The organism is Solirubrobacter phytolaccae (assembly GCF_027587195.1).
Lineage (GTDB): Bacteria > Actinomycetota > Thermoleophilia > Solirubrobacterales > Solirubrobacteraceae > Solirubrobacter > Solirubrobacter phytolaccae.
In genome coordinates, this window is the sequence record NZ_JAPDDP010000020.1 from 43728 (window position 1) to 57117 (window position 13390).

At 71.5% G+C, this 13390-nt stretch carries 14 protein-coding genes and 1 tRNA gene; 7 read left to right on the forward strand and 8 right to left on the reverse strand.

The annotated features are described in order from the left end of the window. Positions 1 to 52: 52 nt before the first annotated feature. Positions 53 to 949, reverse strand: coding sequence for an oxidoreductase (locus tag OJ997_RS13205; protein ID WP_270025575.1), 897 nt, complete (start codon positions 947 to 949; stop codon positions 53 to 55). 61 nt (positions 950 to 1010) lie between these two features. On the opposite strand from OJ997_RS13205, the gene OJ997_RS13210 reads away from it, so the two are divergent. The 5 genes from OJ997_RS13210 to OJ997_RS13230 are packed head-to-tail and all read left to right on the forward strand — an operon-like array spanning position 1011 to position 6258. Then, entirely contained in the window at positions 1011 to 1547 is a 537-nt protein-coding gene (locus tag OJ997_RS13210) for a TetR/AcrR family transcriptional regulator (RefSeq protein ID WP_270025576.1), read from the forward strand. A gap of 7 nt (positions 1548 to 1554) precedes the next feature. Continuing rightward, positions 1555 to 2493 (forward strand): C40 family peptidase, encoded by a 939-nt coding sequence (locus OJ997_RS13215; RefSeq protein WP_270025577.1) that lies wholly within the window; start codon positions 1555 to 1557, stop codon positions 2491 to 2493. Between the two features lie 48 nt (positions 2494 to 2541). Continuing rightward, on the forward strand, positions 2542 to 4692 hold the full coding sequence (gene recD2, locus OJ997_RS13220) for an SF1B family DNA helicase RecD2 (RefSeq protein WP_270025578.1): 2151 nt from the start codon (positions 2542 to 2544) through the stop codon (positions 4690 to 4692). Continuing rightward, a complete protein-coding gene (locus OJ997_RS13225) occupies positions 4689 to 4934 on the forward strand; it encodes a MoaD/ThiS family protein (protein ID WP_270025580.1) in 246 nt (81 codons plus the stop codon). The genes recD2 and OJ997_RS13225 overlap by 4 nt, the downstream gene beginning before the upstream one ends. A 13-nt stretch (positions 4935 to 4947) precedes the next feature. Continuing rightward, complete coding sequence (locus OJ997_RS13230) at positions 4948 to 6258, forward strand: acetamidase/formamidase family protein (RefSeq protein ID WP_270025581.1); 1311 nt, start codon at positions 4948 to 4950, stop codon at positions 6256 to 6258. A gap of 35 nt (positions 6259 to 6293) precedes the next feature. Here the strand turns inward: OJ997_RS13230 and OJ997_RS13235 are convergent, their stop codons facing one another. The 6 genes from OJ997_RS13235 to OJ997_RS13260 all read right to left on the reverse strand — a co-directional run bounded on the left by OJ997_RS13235 (position 6294) and on the right by OJ997_RS13260 (position 12132). Then, entirely contained in the window at positions 6294 to 8045 is a 1752-nt protein-coding gene (locus OJ997_RS13235; protein WP_270025582.1) for a TROVE domain-containing protein, read from the reverse strand. 156 nt (positions 8046 to 8201) lie between these two features. Further along, positions 8202 to 8275: transfer RNA gene (locus OJ997_RS13240), tRNA-Arg, on the reverse strand. Between the two features lie 251 nt (positions 8276 to 8526). Next, positions 8527 to 8778 (reverse strand): Rv1322 family protein, encoded by a 252-nt coding sequence (locus OJ997_RS13245; RefSeq protein WP_270025583.1) that lies wholly within the window; start codon positions 8776 to 8778, stop codon positions 8527 to 8529. A gap of 40 nt (positions 8779 to 8818) precedes the next feature. After that, a complete protein-coding gene (locus OJ997_RS13250) occupies positions 8819 to 9076 on the reverse strand; it encodes a DUF7218 family protein (protein ID WP_270025584.1) in 258 nt (85 codons plus the stop codon). A gap of 30 nt (positions 9077 to 9106) precedes the next feature. Next, positions 9107 to 9856 carry a VOC family protein gene (locus tag OJ997_RS13255; protein ID WP_270025585.1) on the reverse strand — a complete coding sequence of 250 codons (750 nt, stop codon included), beginning with the start codon at positions 9854 to 9856 and terminating at the stop codon, positions 9107 to 9109. Between the two features lie 50 nt (positions 9857 to 9906). After that, complete coding sequence (locus tag OJ997_RS13260) at positions 9907 to 12132, reverse strand: NADP-dependent isocitrate dehydrogenase (RefSeq protein WP_270025586.1); 2226 nt, start codon at positions 12130 to 12132, stop codon at positions 9907 to 9909. A gap of 64 nt (positions 12133 to 12196) precedes the next feature. Here OJ997_RS13260 and OJ997_RS13265 point away from each other — a divergent pair, with 64 nt between their 5' ends. Continuing rightward, positions 12197 to 12631: a helix-turn-helix transcriptional regulator gene (locus OJ997_RS13265; protein ID WP_270025587.1), complete on the forward strand. Its 435-nt coding sequence runs from the start codon at positions 12197 to 12199 to the stop codon at positions 12629 to 12631. Between the two features lie 11 nt (positions 12632 to 12642). Further along, a complete protein-coding gene (locus tag OJ997_RS13270) occupies positions 12643 to 13068 on the forward strand; it encodes a VOC family protein (RefSeq protein WP_270025588.1) in 426 nt (141 codons plus the stop codon). Positions 13069 to 13112: 44 nt separating this feature from the next. Here the strand turns inward: OJ997_RS13270 and OJ997_RS13275 are convergent, their stop codons facing one another. Next, a complete protein-coding gene (locus tag OJ997_RS13275; RefSeq protein ID WP_270025589.1) occupies positions 13113 to 13382 on the reverse strand; it encodes a DUF3303 domain-containing protein in 270 nt (89 codons plus the stop codon). Positions 13383 to 13390: the final 8 nt, after the last annotated feature.

Here is a 13390-nt window from a genome sequence, read left to right on the forward strand (position 1 = left end):
GTGAAGACACTCGTGAAGGTGTTTCCTTGTGCAGTCCGTGGTAAACGGACGTCTAGTGAGTGAGAGCTGACTGATCGAGCGAGAAATGCGTACCCGTCAGCCGCTCGGACTCTACCCACAGCTTCGCCGCCATGTCGGCGTCCTTCGCGTAGTCGGTGCGGTTCGCGATCGTCGGGTAGCCGCGCATCTCGCCCAGCCCGCCCGGCCCGATGTACGTATCCCCCGGGATGTCCTCCGTGGCGGCGTAGAGCGTGGGGAGCGCACCCATGTCGGCACTCTGCGCGAGCAGCCGGTTGCCGATGCTCATCAGCGTGTGCTCCACCACGTTCCCGGACCGGGACTGCAGGTTGGTCGCGGCCCACCCGGGGTGCGCGCCGACGGCCTTGACCGCGGACCCCGCAGCCTCGAGCTTGCGCTGCAGCTCGGACATGAACAGCAGGTTCGCGAGCTTGGCCTGCCCGTACACACGGTGCCGGCGATAGCCCCGCTCGGCGTTGAGGTTGTCCAGCTGAATCCGGCCGTAGCGGTGCGCGGTTGACGCGAGCACGACCACCCGATCGGTCAGGTGCGGCAGCAGCAGGTTCGTGAGCGCGAAGTGGCCGAGGTGGTTCGTGCCGAACTGCATCTCGAAACCGTCTTTGGTCTGCGCCTGCGGGATGTTCATGACGCCCGCGTTGTTGATCAGGACGTCGACGTCCTCGGTGACGCCTTCCGCGAACGCCCGCACCGAGCTTAGATCCGCCAGGTCCAGCTCACGCACCTCGGTCGTGCCGGAGATCTGCCGCGCGGCCTCCTCGCCCTTCTGGGTGTTGCGCACCGCGAGGATCACCCGCGCGCCCTTGCCCGCGAGCTCCCGGGCGGCGGACAGGCCGATGCCGCTGTTGGCGCCGGTGACGACGATGGTCCGGCCGGTTTGATCGGGGATGTCCTGCGCGGTCCAGTGACTCATGCCGAGTAAAGTAGTCGCTGACAACAATGCTGTCAATGGCAACATCGTAAGCTGTTCCTAAGTGCCCCCCGTCCGCCGCTACCACCACGGGAACCTGCGCCCCACGCTGCTGGCGCACGCCGAGCAGGTGCTCACCGAGGGCGGCGAGCTGTCGCTGCGCGAGCTCGCGCGGCGGGCCGGCGTGAGTCACGCCGCTCCGCGCCGGCACTTCCCGGACAAGCAGGTGCTGCTCGACGCGCTCGCGCTGGACGGCTTCCGGCGGCTCGGGGAGCAGCTGGACGTCGCGCTCGCGAGCGAGGACCCGGTGCAGGCGTGGGCGCGAACCTACGTGCGCTTCGCGACCGAGCACGCGGCGCTGCTCGACCTGATGTACACCGGCAAGCACGCCGACGGCGCGTCGCCGCTGCTCACCGAGGCGGCCGACCGCACGTTCCACTCCGCGCTGGGCCTCTTCGAGTCCGAGCGCTCGGCGATGGTCACCTTCGCCACCTTCCACGGCCTCGCGGCGATGATCAACAGCCACATGCTCGCCGTGGACGACCTCGACGAGCTCGTGGCGGACGCCGTCGCGCAGATCCGTCGGGGCGTGGTGATGTGATGAACGGATGGAGCGGGATCTCGCGAGCGTCGAGCTGTGGGAGCGGTCATTGGAGCGCTCCCGCCGTCGCCGGGCGCAGAGCAAGAGCCGGGTGACGAACGTGCAGGTGTCGGCCGCGCTCATCGCGGCCTCCGTCGCCGTACCCGCGACGGGCGGCACGGCGATGGCGCAGACGCTCGAGCGCGGGCACACGGGAGACGACGTGCGCGCGGTCCAGCGCGCGCTGGGCATCTCCGCCGACGGCGAGTTCGGTCCGATGACGCGCCAGGCGGTCAAGGACTTCCAGGCGCGCAGCGGGCTCGTCGTGGACGGCATCGTCGGCCCGATGACCAAACGCGCACTCGGTCTGGCGGGCGCGCCCGCGCCGAGCGCCTCGAAGGGCGTCACGCCGTCCAACGCCACGACCACGATGGCCATCCAGCGCGCGCTCGGCATCGGCGCCGACGGCGTCTACGGGCCGGTCACGCGCCAGGCGGTGCGAGACTTCCAGCGCAGCCGCGGGCTCGTCGTCGATGGCGTCGCGGGGCCGGCGACGCTGGGCGCGCTCGGCGTCTCGGGGTCCTCCGGCACGGGCGGAGGCGGAGGCTCGTCGAGCGGCTCGGCCGTCGGCGCCGCGCAGACGAAGCTCGGCGCCCCGTACCTGCTCGGTGGCGAGGGTGAAGGCGGCTGGGACTGCTCGGGCCTGACGCAGTGGGCGCTCGCCCAGGCCGGCGTCACGATCCCGCGTACGAGCTTCGACCAGTTCAACGTCGGCACGCCGGTCGCGCGCGAGAGCATCCAGGCGGGAGACCTCGTGTTCTTCGACGCCAACGGCCCGGGCGCGTCGCACGTGGGCATCGCGACGGGCAACGCGACGGTCATCTCGGCGACGACGCACGGCGTGCGCGAGCACGCGATCGGCGGCGACTACTGGGGCACGCACTACGTAGGCGCGCGGCGTTTCTAGGCCTCAGGGCCGGGGCGAACTTTGCACGCGCGATCCTCTATGCCAGTGATGGATACGCCCGGCACCCCCTTCGAGGACGAGATCGTCGTCCGCCGCATCCGCTTTTCCAGCGAGGACACCGGCTTCGCGGTGGTCGACGCGGACCGCGGCGCGGACGAGCTCGTGCTGATCGGCCCGCTCGCGCACCTCGAGGAGCGCGAGCACGTGCGGGTGGTCGGCGTCTGGCACGACGACAAGCGCTACGGCCCGCAGGTCAAGGTGCAGATCGCCGAGTCGGTGCCGCCGTCGGGCGAGGAGGCGCTGCTCGCGTACCTCAAGCGCGTCCGCCACGTGGGCGCCAAGCGGGCCTCCAACCTGCTCGAGCGCTACGGCGAGCACGTCCTCGAGGCGATCGACGAGGACCCTGGCCTGGCGTTCCGCCGCGCCGGGCTCACGCACACGCGTTCCAAGGAGGCCGCGAAGTCGTGGGCGGCGCTGCGCTCCACGCGCGCGCTGCACCTGCTGCTCGCGCCGCACGGGCTCGCCTGGCTCGTGCCGCGGATCGCGGCCGAGTACGGCGACCGCGCGCACGAGGTCGTGCGCAAGCGCCCCTACGACCTCACGAGCGTGTTCGGGGTCGGCTTCGCCATCGCCGACACGATCGCGCGCGCGGCCGGCCTCCCGCCCGACTCGCCCGGTCGTCGTCGGGCCGCGGTCGTGCACGTGCTGGCCGAGGCCGAGCGCGACGGCTCGACGTGCCTGCCGGTCCCCGAGCTCGCGACCAAGGCGGGCGCGCTGGTCGGCGGCCCGCCGCCGGACGCGGAGCTGCTGCACGAGATGGTCGACCATGAGGACCTCGTGCTGGAGGTCGACGACCCGACGCTCGACGCGGTCGACGCGCTGACGGCGACGATGGCGCCGGTGATCTGGGCGTACCGGCCGCCGACGTGGCGGCTGGAGGCCGAGCTCGCCGACCTCATCGGCCGGCTCGCCGGCTCGCGCGCGTCGCTCAAGCCCGCGGTCGTCGCCGAGGAGGACCTCACCCCGGCGCCTGAGCAGGCCGCGGCGGTGCTCGCGGCGTTCACGTCGCGGATCTCGATCGTCACGGGCGGCCCCGGCACCGGCAAGACGGCGACGATCCGGCTCATCTGCGCGGCCGCCAAGGCGCAGAAGGCGTCGATCGCGCTGGTTGCGCCGACCGGTCGCGCGGCGCGACGGATGACCGAGTCGACGGGCATGGAGGCGTCGACGATCCACTCCGCGCTCGGCTGGATCCCGGGCCAGGGCCCGACGAAGGACGAGATCGAGGCCGACGTGCTCGTCGTCGACGAGACCTCGATGGCCAACCTGGAGCTGCTGGTCACGCTCCTGCGTGCGGTCGGCACGGACATGCACGTGGTGCTCGTGGGTGACGCCGACCAGCTCGCCCCGGTCGGCGCCGGCAAGCCGTTCGCGGAGCTCGTGGCCACCAAGGTCGTCCCCGTCGCCGAGCTCACGCACATCTTCCGGCAGGCGGCGGGCTCGATGATCGTCCGCGGCGCGCACGCCGTCCGCCAGGGCCAGATGCCGGACTTCGCCGCCCACGAGGAGTTGCGGCGGGACCTGTTCCTGATCGAGCGCGAGGACCCCGCCGCGGCGCTGGACGAGATCGAGACGCTGGTCGCGCAGCGGCTCCCGAAGCACTACGGGATCGATCCGATCACCGACCTGCAGGTCTTCGCGCCGGTCTACCGCGGCGCGCTCGGGATCGAGGCCATCAACACGCGGCTGCGGCAGGCGCTCAACGGACGTGGCGAGCCGGTGATGGGCGGCCGGCTGCGGATCGGCGACAAGCTGATGCTGTCCGGGCGCAACCTGCACGAGCTCGGGCTGATGAACGGCACGATCCTGCGGCTCCTCGACCACCGCGACGAGAAGCTGATCGTGTCGGCGGACGGGCTCGTGGTCGAGCTGCCCGACGAGGAGGCGCCGCGCCTGCAGCTCGCCTACGCGTGCTCGATCCACAAGGGGCAGGGGATCGAGCTGCCGGTCGCGATCGTCGTCGCGCACCCCGCGGCGGGCGCGTACTTCCTGCGCCGCGAGATGCTCTACACGGCGATGACGCGGGCGCGCGTGGCCACCTTGGTGGTCGGCACGCGCGGCGTCGTCGGCCGGGCCGCGGGCACGCCGGACACCTCGCGTCGGTATTCGCGCCTGGCGGTTAGGCTTGCCTCGGATTGACGGTTCGGGTCCGCCTCGGCGCTGGGCTCGCGCGCCTTTCGGCCGCGCCGCTGAAGACTGTCCAGATCCCCGAAGGCGCCACCGTCGGTGACCTCTTCGCCCGACTCGCGGAGGACGAGCCGGACCTCGCGCCCGCGCTGCGATCGGTGCTCCCGGTCGTCGCGGGCGAGCACGTGACCCGCGACCAGGTCCTGGCTTCCGGCCAGGAGGTCGCCCTGCTGCTGCCGGTCTCCGGCGGCTGAAAGGACCACTGAGATGGCGATTCAAGACACCTCCACCACCCGCCGCACGCTCATCGTCGACACGTTCACGGACGGCGTGCTCGGGCCCGAGGTCGAGATGCTCGGCCCGGTGGCCGACGGCGGGCACATCGTCTGGAACTCCACCCCGGGCTGCTGGGGGCCGATGATCACGCCCGCGATCCGCGGCGGGCACGAGGTGTGCACGCCGGTCGCGGTCGAGGGCGCCGAGCCCGGCGACGGGATCGCGATCCGCATCAAGGACATCGCGGTCACCTCCCGCGCGACCGCATCGGGCAACGACCAGGCGATGGAGGGCCGCTTCAACGGCGACCCGTACTGCGCGGCGGTGTGTCCCGGCTGCGGGGCGGAGTGGCCGGAGACGCGGCTGGACGGGATCGGCGAGACGGCCGTGCGGTGCGTGGTCTGCGGGGCGGACGCGACGCCGTTCACGTTCACGAACGGCTACACGCTCGCGTTCGACGGCAAGCTCGGGTTGAGCGTGGATTCCGCACGGGCCGAGGAGATCGCGCGCGACGCCGCCGCCTACGCGCAGCTGCCGGACAACAGCGCGCAGAACCCGATCCTGACGTTCGCGCCGAGCGACCTGGTCGGTGTGGTCGCGCGGATGCGGCCGTTCCTCGGGCAGCTGGGGACGACGCCGAGCGCGACGATGCCGGACTCCCACAACGCGGGGGACTTCGGCGCGTTCCTGGTCGGCGCGCCGCACAAGTTCGCGATGGACGCGCAGGCGCTCCAGCAGCACAAGACGGACGGGCACTTGGACATCGACGCGGTGCGCGCGGGCGCGATCCTCGTCTGCCCGGTGAAGGTGCCGGGCGGCGGTGTCTACCTCGGCGACATGCACGCGATGCAGGGCGACGGCGAGATCGCCGGCCACACCGCGGACGTCGCGGGGACGGTCACGCTGCAGGTCGAGGTCCTGAAGGGGCTGGGGATCGACGGACCGGTGCTGTTCCCGGTGCTCGAGGACCTGCCGTTCCTGGCGCGCCCGTTGACGGCGGACGAGCGTGCGCGGGCGCTGGCGCTGGCGGAGCGCGAGGGCGTCGCGGCGATCGAGGAGTCGCTGCCGATCTCCGTGATCGGTACCGGGCCGGACCTGAACTCCGCTATCGACAACGGGCTCGCGCGGGCCGCCGCGCTGTTGGGGATGAGCGTCCCGGAGGTCATGAACCGGGCGACGATCACCGGCGCGATCGAGATCGGGCGCGCGCCGGGTGTCGTGCAGGTCACGTTCCGCGCGCCGTTGCCGGCGCTCGAGGCCGCGGGCCTGCTCGGCTACGCGATGGAGCAGTACGGGTCCTAGAACGACAAGAGGCGCGAGTCTCCTCGCGCCCCTCGTCACACCACCCCGCGCGCGAAGCCGGAGACCACATCCGGCGTCGCGGTGTCGAACCCGACGATGTCGAGCATCCCCGGGTCCTCGGGGTCGGCGATCGTGAACCCGTTCGCGATCATCCCGACCACGACGAGCCGCGCGGCGATCCCGGTCCGCTCGCGGTACTCCCGCAGCGCCTGGACCGGGTGGATCTCGCCCGCCCACGTCTCCGAGTCGGTGTAGATCACGAACGTGTCGATCTCGCGGCCGCGTTCGAGCGCGTACCGCATCGGCAGCGAGCAGTCCGTGCCGCCGAACGGCAGGTCGGACACGGCCTTCACCGCGTCCGTCAGCCGCTGGCGCGGGCTGATGGCGAGCGGCGTGAGGCCGGTGTGGCCCATCCAGTCACGCGTGCCCGACTTCCAACCGCCCTTGCCGGCGAAGAAGCCGACGATCTCGTGGCGCGGCTCGGTCGCCGCGGTCACGAGCGCCAGCGCCGCCGAGGCGTCACGTGGCGTCAGCCCAGGCACGCCTGCCAGCTGCCCGTACGTCATCGAGCCCGACACGTCCAGCGCGAGCATCACCCGCGTGTTCGCGGGCTCCACGTTGCCGAACGCCGCGTAGAACGCGCCGTCGAGCGCGTCGACGACCTGCGCGACCGGGTCCCACGTGCGCGTGCTCCGCACGCCGTGCCCGCTCGCGTATGTCCGCAGCGCGGACAGCACGGCGATCGGGTGCACGCGCGCCTTGCGCAGACGATCCGTGTCGCCGAGCTGCTCGGCCGCGTAGTCGGCGCCGAACGAGCCCGGAGCGATCACACCCACGCGGGTGAGCGTCGCCAGGTTGCGCAGCAGCGCCGTCATCGGCATCCGCTCGAGCAGCGCGGCCCACACCTCGGCGTCGTCGAGGTGCTCGGCCTTGACCGCCTCGCGCGGGAGCCCGTGCTCGCGCACGAGCCGCGCAGTCTCGGCCGCCGTGGTGGCGGCCTGCGCGGCCTCGAACGCGCCGATCACGGCCGGGAGGCCGCGGGCCGCGTCCTCGCTGCCCGCCACGGTCCCGCCGGCACGCGCGGCCGTCTCGCCGCCGCCCGCCGCGATCCCGCCGGCACGCGCGGCCGTCTCGCCCCCGCCGCGGACGATCCACTCGAACAGGCGCGCGTGCTCGTCGGAGACGGGCAGGCGCGGGTTGCCCGCGCGGGTCTTCGCGCCCGGGTGGGCGAGGCGGAGCAGGTCGCGGTGGCTCATGCCGTCGCGCCGGCGGTACTTGACCGCCTGGTAGGCGACGCGGTCCACCGGCTGCTCGACGTACCAGCGCCCGACGCCGCGGCGCAGCGCACGGCCCCAGCCGCGGAACTGCTCGACGTGGCGGGCGAACGTGAACAGGTGCGTGCCGGTGCGGCAGACCTGCGGGAGCGCGTCGAGTGCGAGCGCGCGCGTCGCCTCGTCCTCCGCGGACGCCGCCATGGCGAGCGCGAAGATGGCCGCGTCATTGGAGGCGGCGCGGCCGTCGCGGGAGATCGCCACGATCTCACGGACGGCACGCGGGCCGTCGGCGGCGATCGCCTTGGCCGCGACCTGCGCGTTCTCGAGCGTCAGCTCGTGCTCACCGGCGTAGTACGAGCCGCCGGCGGAGCCGAGGATCAGGAAGCGGCGCAGGCGCGTCCAGTCGTCGACGGCCCACGCGAAGCCACCCGCCGAGTTCGGCACCTGATCGGTGCCGGGCATCGGTTCGCTCTGCGACGTGCGCCGGAGGTTGATGCGGGTCAGGTAGGACATGGTTCGAGGGACCTCTCTCCTCTCTTCGTGGGTCGTGGACGGGCTAGGACAGGTGAAGCACTCACCGCGGTCATGGGTCGGCGACCGGAGGAAATGACCGACGGTGTCGGCCATCGCTTGACAGGCGATAACCGGCCGCCTTCGGCCCGCGGTGAACACGCTCGGCTGGATTCGAACCAGCGGCCTCCGCCGTCGCAGGGCGGTGCTCTCTTCCACTGAGCTACGAGCGTCTGTGTTGCATCGGTATGCGGTTGTCAAGGAACGAAAAAGGGCGGCCCGCCGGGCCGCCCTCGCTTGGTGCTGCGTCACTGTCCGAGCAGGCGCTCAGGCGTGGACGCACCTCCCGGCGAGGGCGAGGTACAGCTGGAGTTCTCGGCGGCTGCTTGTCATGCGGAGCTGCAAGGTAGGGCCTCGTGACGGACGTTGCAAGGGGCAGTCGGGTTCGAGTCCGGGGCGCCTCCGGGTTCGAGCCCGGGCAGCGTCAACGGGCGCGGCGGCCGCCCAGCAGCCGCGCGAGCCGGCCGCGCCGCTCCGGCTGCGTCGCGAGCCACTCGTCGCGGTACGGCAACCGCCCGGCGCGGCGCTCGGCCAGCGCGCACTCGGTGTGCGCGTGCCGGCGGCGCCGCGTGTCGCCTTCGGGGGCGATCAGCACGTGCTCCATCATCGACGGCAGGTGCTCTTCGCAGAACGGGCAGCGATACGTGGCCGGCTTGGAGTTCTGCGCCGGCCGCACCACCCACCACCTCGGGGCCTGGCGTTCCAGGCCCGGGACGCTAGTGGTCGCGGAGTGCCTTGATCAACTCATCCTTGTTCATGTCCGAGCGCCCCTCGATGCCGATCTCCTTGGCCCGCTCCTCGAGGTCGTCCTTCGTCCAGTCCTCATAGGCGGGCGCCTTGCCGCCCTTCTTCGCCGTCGACTTGGTGTTCGAGTTGGCGATCCGTGCCGCCTTCTCCTTGCTCGCGCCCTGATCGCGGAGCGCCTCGTACTGCTCGTCGTCCTTCACGGACGGACCGTGATCCTTGGTTGCCATGCCTCGGATCTACCCAGCCGGCAGCCCGCCTCAGTCGTCGTAGGCGTTGGACTCGAGCACGCCGAAGACGGCGCCCTGCGGGTCGACGAACACGGCGAACTTGCCCGACGGCACGGGGATCGGACCGGTCATCAGCTTCGCGCCGAGGCCCTCGGCGCGTTCGATGACGGCGTCGACGCTGTCATGGCCGAAGTACGGCATCCACGCGGACGGTCCGTCCATCGGCATCACGCCGCCGTTGGTGCGCTCACCGTTCTTGATGATCCGGTAGCCCATGGCCTCCGGGAGCTCCTCGATCGTCCAGCCGAACAGCGGGCCGTAGAAGTCGGTGGCCGCGTCCGGGTTGGCGGTGACGAGGTCGTTCCAAGCCATCGCCCCGGGCTGGTTGACGAGGTAGGCGCCGATGTTGTCGCCCGGCTGCCACAGGTAGAGCACGGCGCCGGTCGGGTCCGCGATCGCCGCCGACCGGCCCGCCGTCATCACGTCGAACGGCTCGGCGAGGATCTGTGCGCCGAGCCCGCGCGCGGCCTCGACCGTGGCGTCCACCGACTCGACGGTCACGTAGCAGTTCCAGTGCGGCGGATCGTCGCTCTGGTACAGCGCGGCGACGCTCTTGCCGTCGCGCTGCGCCATCGAGTAGACCATCCCCTCGCCGACCGGGCGGTCGTCGTACGACCACCCGAACAGCTCCGTGTAGAAGGCCTTCGCGCCGTCGGCGTCGCTCGTCAGCAGCTCGGTCCAGGACAGCGTCCCGGGTGCGTGGCTCGTTCGTTCCCCCATGGCCGGAGCGTATGCCCGCACGGCCGCGGGCACACGCATCCGGCTGAGGACTACGCCTTGGCGGTGAGCGTCTCCAGCGCCGCGTTGAACGTCTCGCTCGGCCGCATCACCGACGTGGCCTTGTCGCGATCGACGAAGTAGTAGCCGCCGAGGTCCACGCTGTCGCCCTCCGCCGCCGCGAGCTCGCCGGCGATCGTCTCCTCGTCCGCGGCCAGGCGCTCGGCCAGCGGCTTGAACGCCTCCGCGAGCTCCGCGTCCTCGGACTGCCCGGCCAGCTCCTGCGCCCAGTACAGCGCGAGGTAGAAGTGGCTGCCGCGGTTGTCGAGCTGCCCGACCTTGCGCTGCGGCGACTTGCCGTTCTCCAGCAGCGAGCCCGTCGCCGCGTCCAGCGTCGTGGCCAGCACCTGCGCCCGCGGGTTGTCGGTCTTCTCCGCCAGGAACTCCAGCGACACCGCCAGCGCGAGGAACTCGCCCAGCGAGTCCCAGCGCAGGTGGTTCTCCTTCACGAGCTGCTGCACGTGCTTCGGCGCCGACCCGCCCGCGCCGGTCTCGAACAGCCCGCCGCCCTGCATCAGCGGCACGATCGAGAGCATCTTCGCGCTCGTGCCGAGCTCGAGGATCGGGAACAGGTCCGTCAGGTAGTCGCGCAACACGTTGCCCGTGACCGAGATCGTGTCCTCGCCGCGCGCGGCGCGCTCGAGCGTGAACCGCGTCGCCTCGGCGACCGGCAGGATCTCGATCTGCAGCCCGTCCGTGTCGTGCTCGCCGAGGTAGGCCTCGACCTTCTTGAGCAGCTCCGCGTCGTGCCCGCGCGTGCGGTCCAGCCAGAACACGGCCGGCACGCCCGTCGCGCGCGCCCGCTCGACGGCCAGCCGGACCCAGTCGCGCACCGGCGCGTCCTTGGTCTGGCAGCCGCGCCAGATGTCGCCCGCCTCGACGTCGTGCTCGAGCAGCGTCTCACCCGCGCCGTTGACGACGCGCACGGTGCCCGGCGCGGCGATCTCGAACGTCTTGTCGTGGCTGCCGTACTCCTCGGCCTTCTGCGCCATCAGGCCGACGTTCGGCGTCGTGCCCATCGTCGACGGGTCGAACGCGCCGTGCTCGCGGCAGAAGTCGATCGTCTCCGCGTACAGCGCCGCGTAGGAGTGGTCCGGGATGACGGCCTTCGTGTCCTGCGTGTCGCCCTTGGCGTTCCACAGCTGGCCCGAGGAGCGGATCATCGCCGGCATCGACGCGTCGATGATGATGTCGCTCGGCACGTGCAGGTTCGTGATCCCGCGGTCCGAGTCCACCATCGCGAGGTCCGGCGCCGTCTCGTACGTGGCCTCGATGGCCGCGCGGATGGCGTCGCCTTCCTCCTTGGGCAGCCCGTCCAGCGCCGAGAGGATCGCGCCAAGCCCGTTGTTCGGGCTCGCGCCGAGCTTCTCGAGCGCCTCGCGATGCTCGGTGAACACGCCCGCGAAGAACGCGCGCACGGCGTGCCCGAAGATGATCGGGTCCGAGACCTTCATCATCGTCGCCTTCAGGTGCAGCGAGAACAGCAGCCCCTGCTCCTTGGCGTCGGCGATCTGCTCGGCCAGGAACGCGTCCAGCGCCCGCGCGCGCAGCACCGCGCCGTCGAACACCTCGCCCTCCTGCACCTTGATCGCGCGCTTGAGCGGCGTGGCCGTGCCGTCCGGCGCGACGAACTCGATCGTCAGCTCGTCCGCGGCCGGCAGCGTCACCGAGCGCTCCGTAGTGCGGAAGTCGCCGTCGCTCATCGTCGAGACGTGCGTGCGGCTGTCCTTCGACCACGCGCCCATAGAGTGCGGGTGCGCCTTGGCGTAGGCCTTCACCGACGCGGGCGCGCGACGATCCGAGTTGCCCTCGCGCAGCACCGGGTTCACGGCGGAGCCCTTCACGCGGTCGTACGCGTCGCGCGCGGCCTTCGCGTCATCCGTGCCCGCGTCGTCCGGGTAGTCCGGGATGTCGTAGCCCGCGTCCTGCAGCTCCTTGATCGCGGCCTTGAGCTGCGGGATCGATGCGCTGATGTTCGGGAGCTTGATGATGTTCGCGTCCGCCGTCTTGGCCAGCTCGCCGAGCTCGCTCAGCGCGTCCGCGACCCGCTGCTCATCCGTCAGCCGGTCGGGGAACTGGGCGAGGATGCGCCCGGCCAACGAGATGTCGCGCAACTCGATGTCGACGCCCGCCTGCGCGGCGTACGCCTCGACGATCGGCAGCAGCGAGTGCGTCGCCAGCGCCGGAGCCTCGTCCGTATACGTGTAGATGAGCTTCATCGCCTGCTCTTCGCGTTCGTTGTTCCTGGGGCGGTGAGGGTACCCATCGGCGATACTCGATCCGATGGTGCACGTCCCGCTCGCCCGGCATCTCCTCAGGGGCAAGGACCTCGCCGACCTCCGGTACAGCGAGCCGCTCGGCGTCGACGACATGGCCGCGGCCGCCGGGCTCTCCCGCGCCCACTTCTCGCGCGCGTTCCGCAAGGAGTTCGGCGTCTCCCCGCACGTGTACCTCCTGACCCGCCGGCTCGAGCGCGCCGCCGCGCTGCTGCGCAACACCGACCGCTCGATCGCGGAGATCTGCCTCGACGTCGGCCTCACCAGCGTCGGCTCGTTCACCACGAGCTTCAAGCGCATGTTCGACGCCACGCCGACCCAGTACCGCGCGAGCCATCCACCGGCCGTTTCACGCGCCGTCGTGCCCAGCTGCGTCGTGCGCGCGTACGGCCGTCCGCAACACCGCACATTTCGAGAAGACAACGGCGCGGGCCCCGAATAGCTTGCTGTCCCATGAAGATCGCCACCACGCAGATTTGGGTTCACGACCAGGACGAAGCGCTCGCCTTCTACACGCAGAAGCTCGGCTTCGAGGTGCGTGAGGACGTCACGATGCCCGAGCTCGGCAACTTCCGCTGGCTGACCGTCGCGCCGGCCGGCTCGGACGTCGCGCTCGTGCTGATGGCCATCCCCGGCGCGCCCGTCTTCGACGACGAGCGCTTCAAGGCCGCTCAGGACGCGATGTCCAAGGGCGTCGCCACCGCCGTGTTCTTCACGACCGAGGACATCCAGGCGGACTACGAGACCCTCAAGGGCCGGGGCGTCGAGTTCACCGAGCCGCCCGAGGAGCGCCCCTACGGCATCGACTGCGGCTTCCGCGACCCGTCCGGGAACCACTTCCGGCTGTCGCAGCTCACCCAGGTCGCCTCCCCCGCGTGATGTGCCTCTATGAGCCGCCGCGCGCACACGCGGCGCGCGGCGAGTCAGCGCCCCAGGACCGCGTCGGCCGTCGGGGTCCCGCCCGGGACGACGGGGACGATCTCGAACTCCGTGAGGTCCTCCCAGTTGGCGACCCACCGCTGGAGCAGCGTGATGTCGTCGCACTCCATGACCTGGAACACGCGACCTAGGTCCGCAGACACCCAGCTCGCGACGAACTCGAGCCCGTCCGGCATGAGGCGCCCCTGCTCCCCGAAGCGCTCGTAGACCGGGCGGGCGCCGGCCCGGAAGCGTTCGATCACCATGAATTGCATCGGCGAAC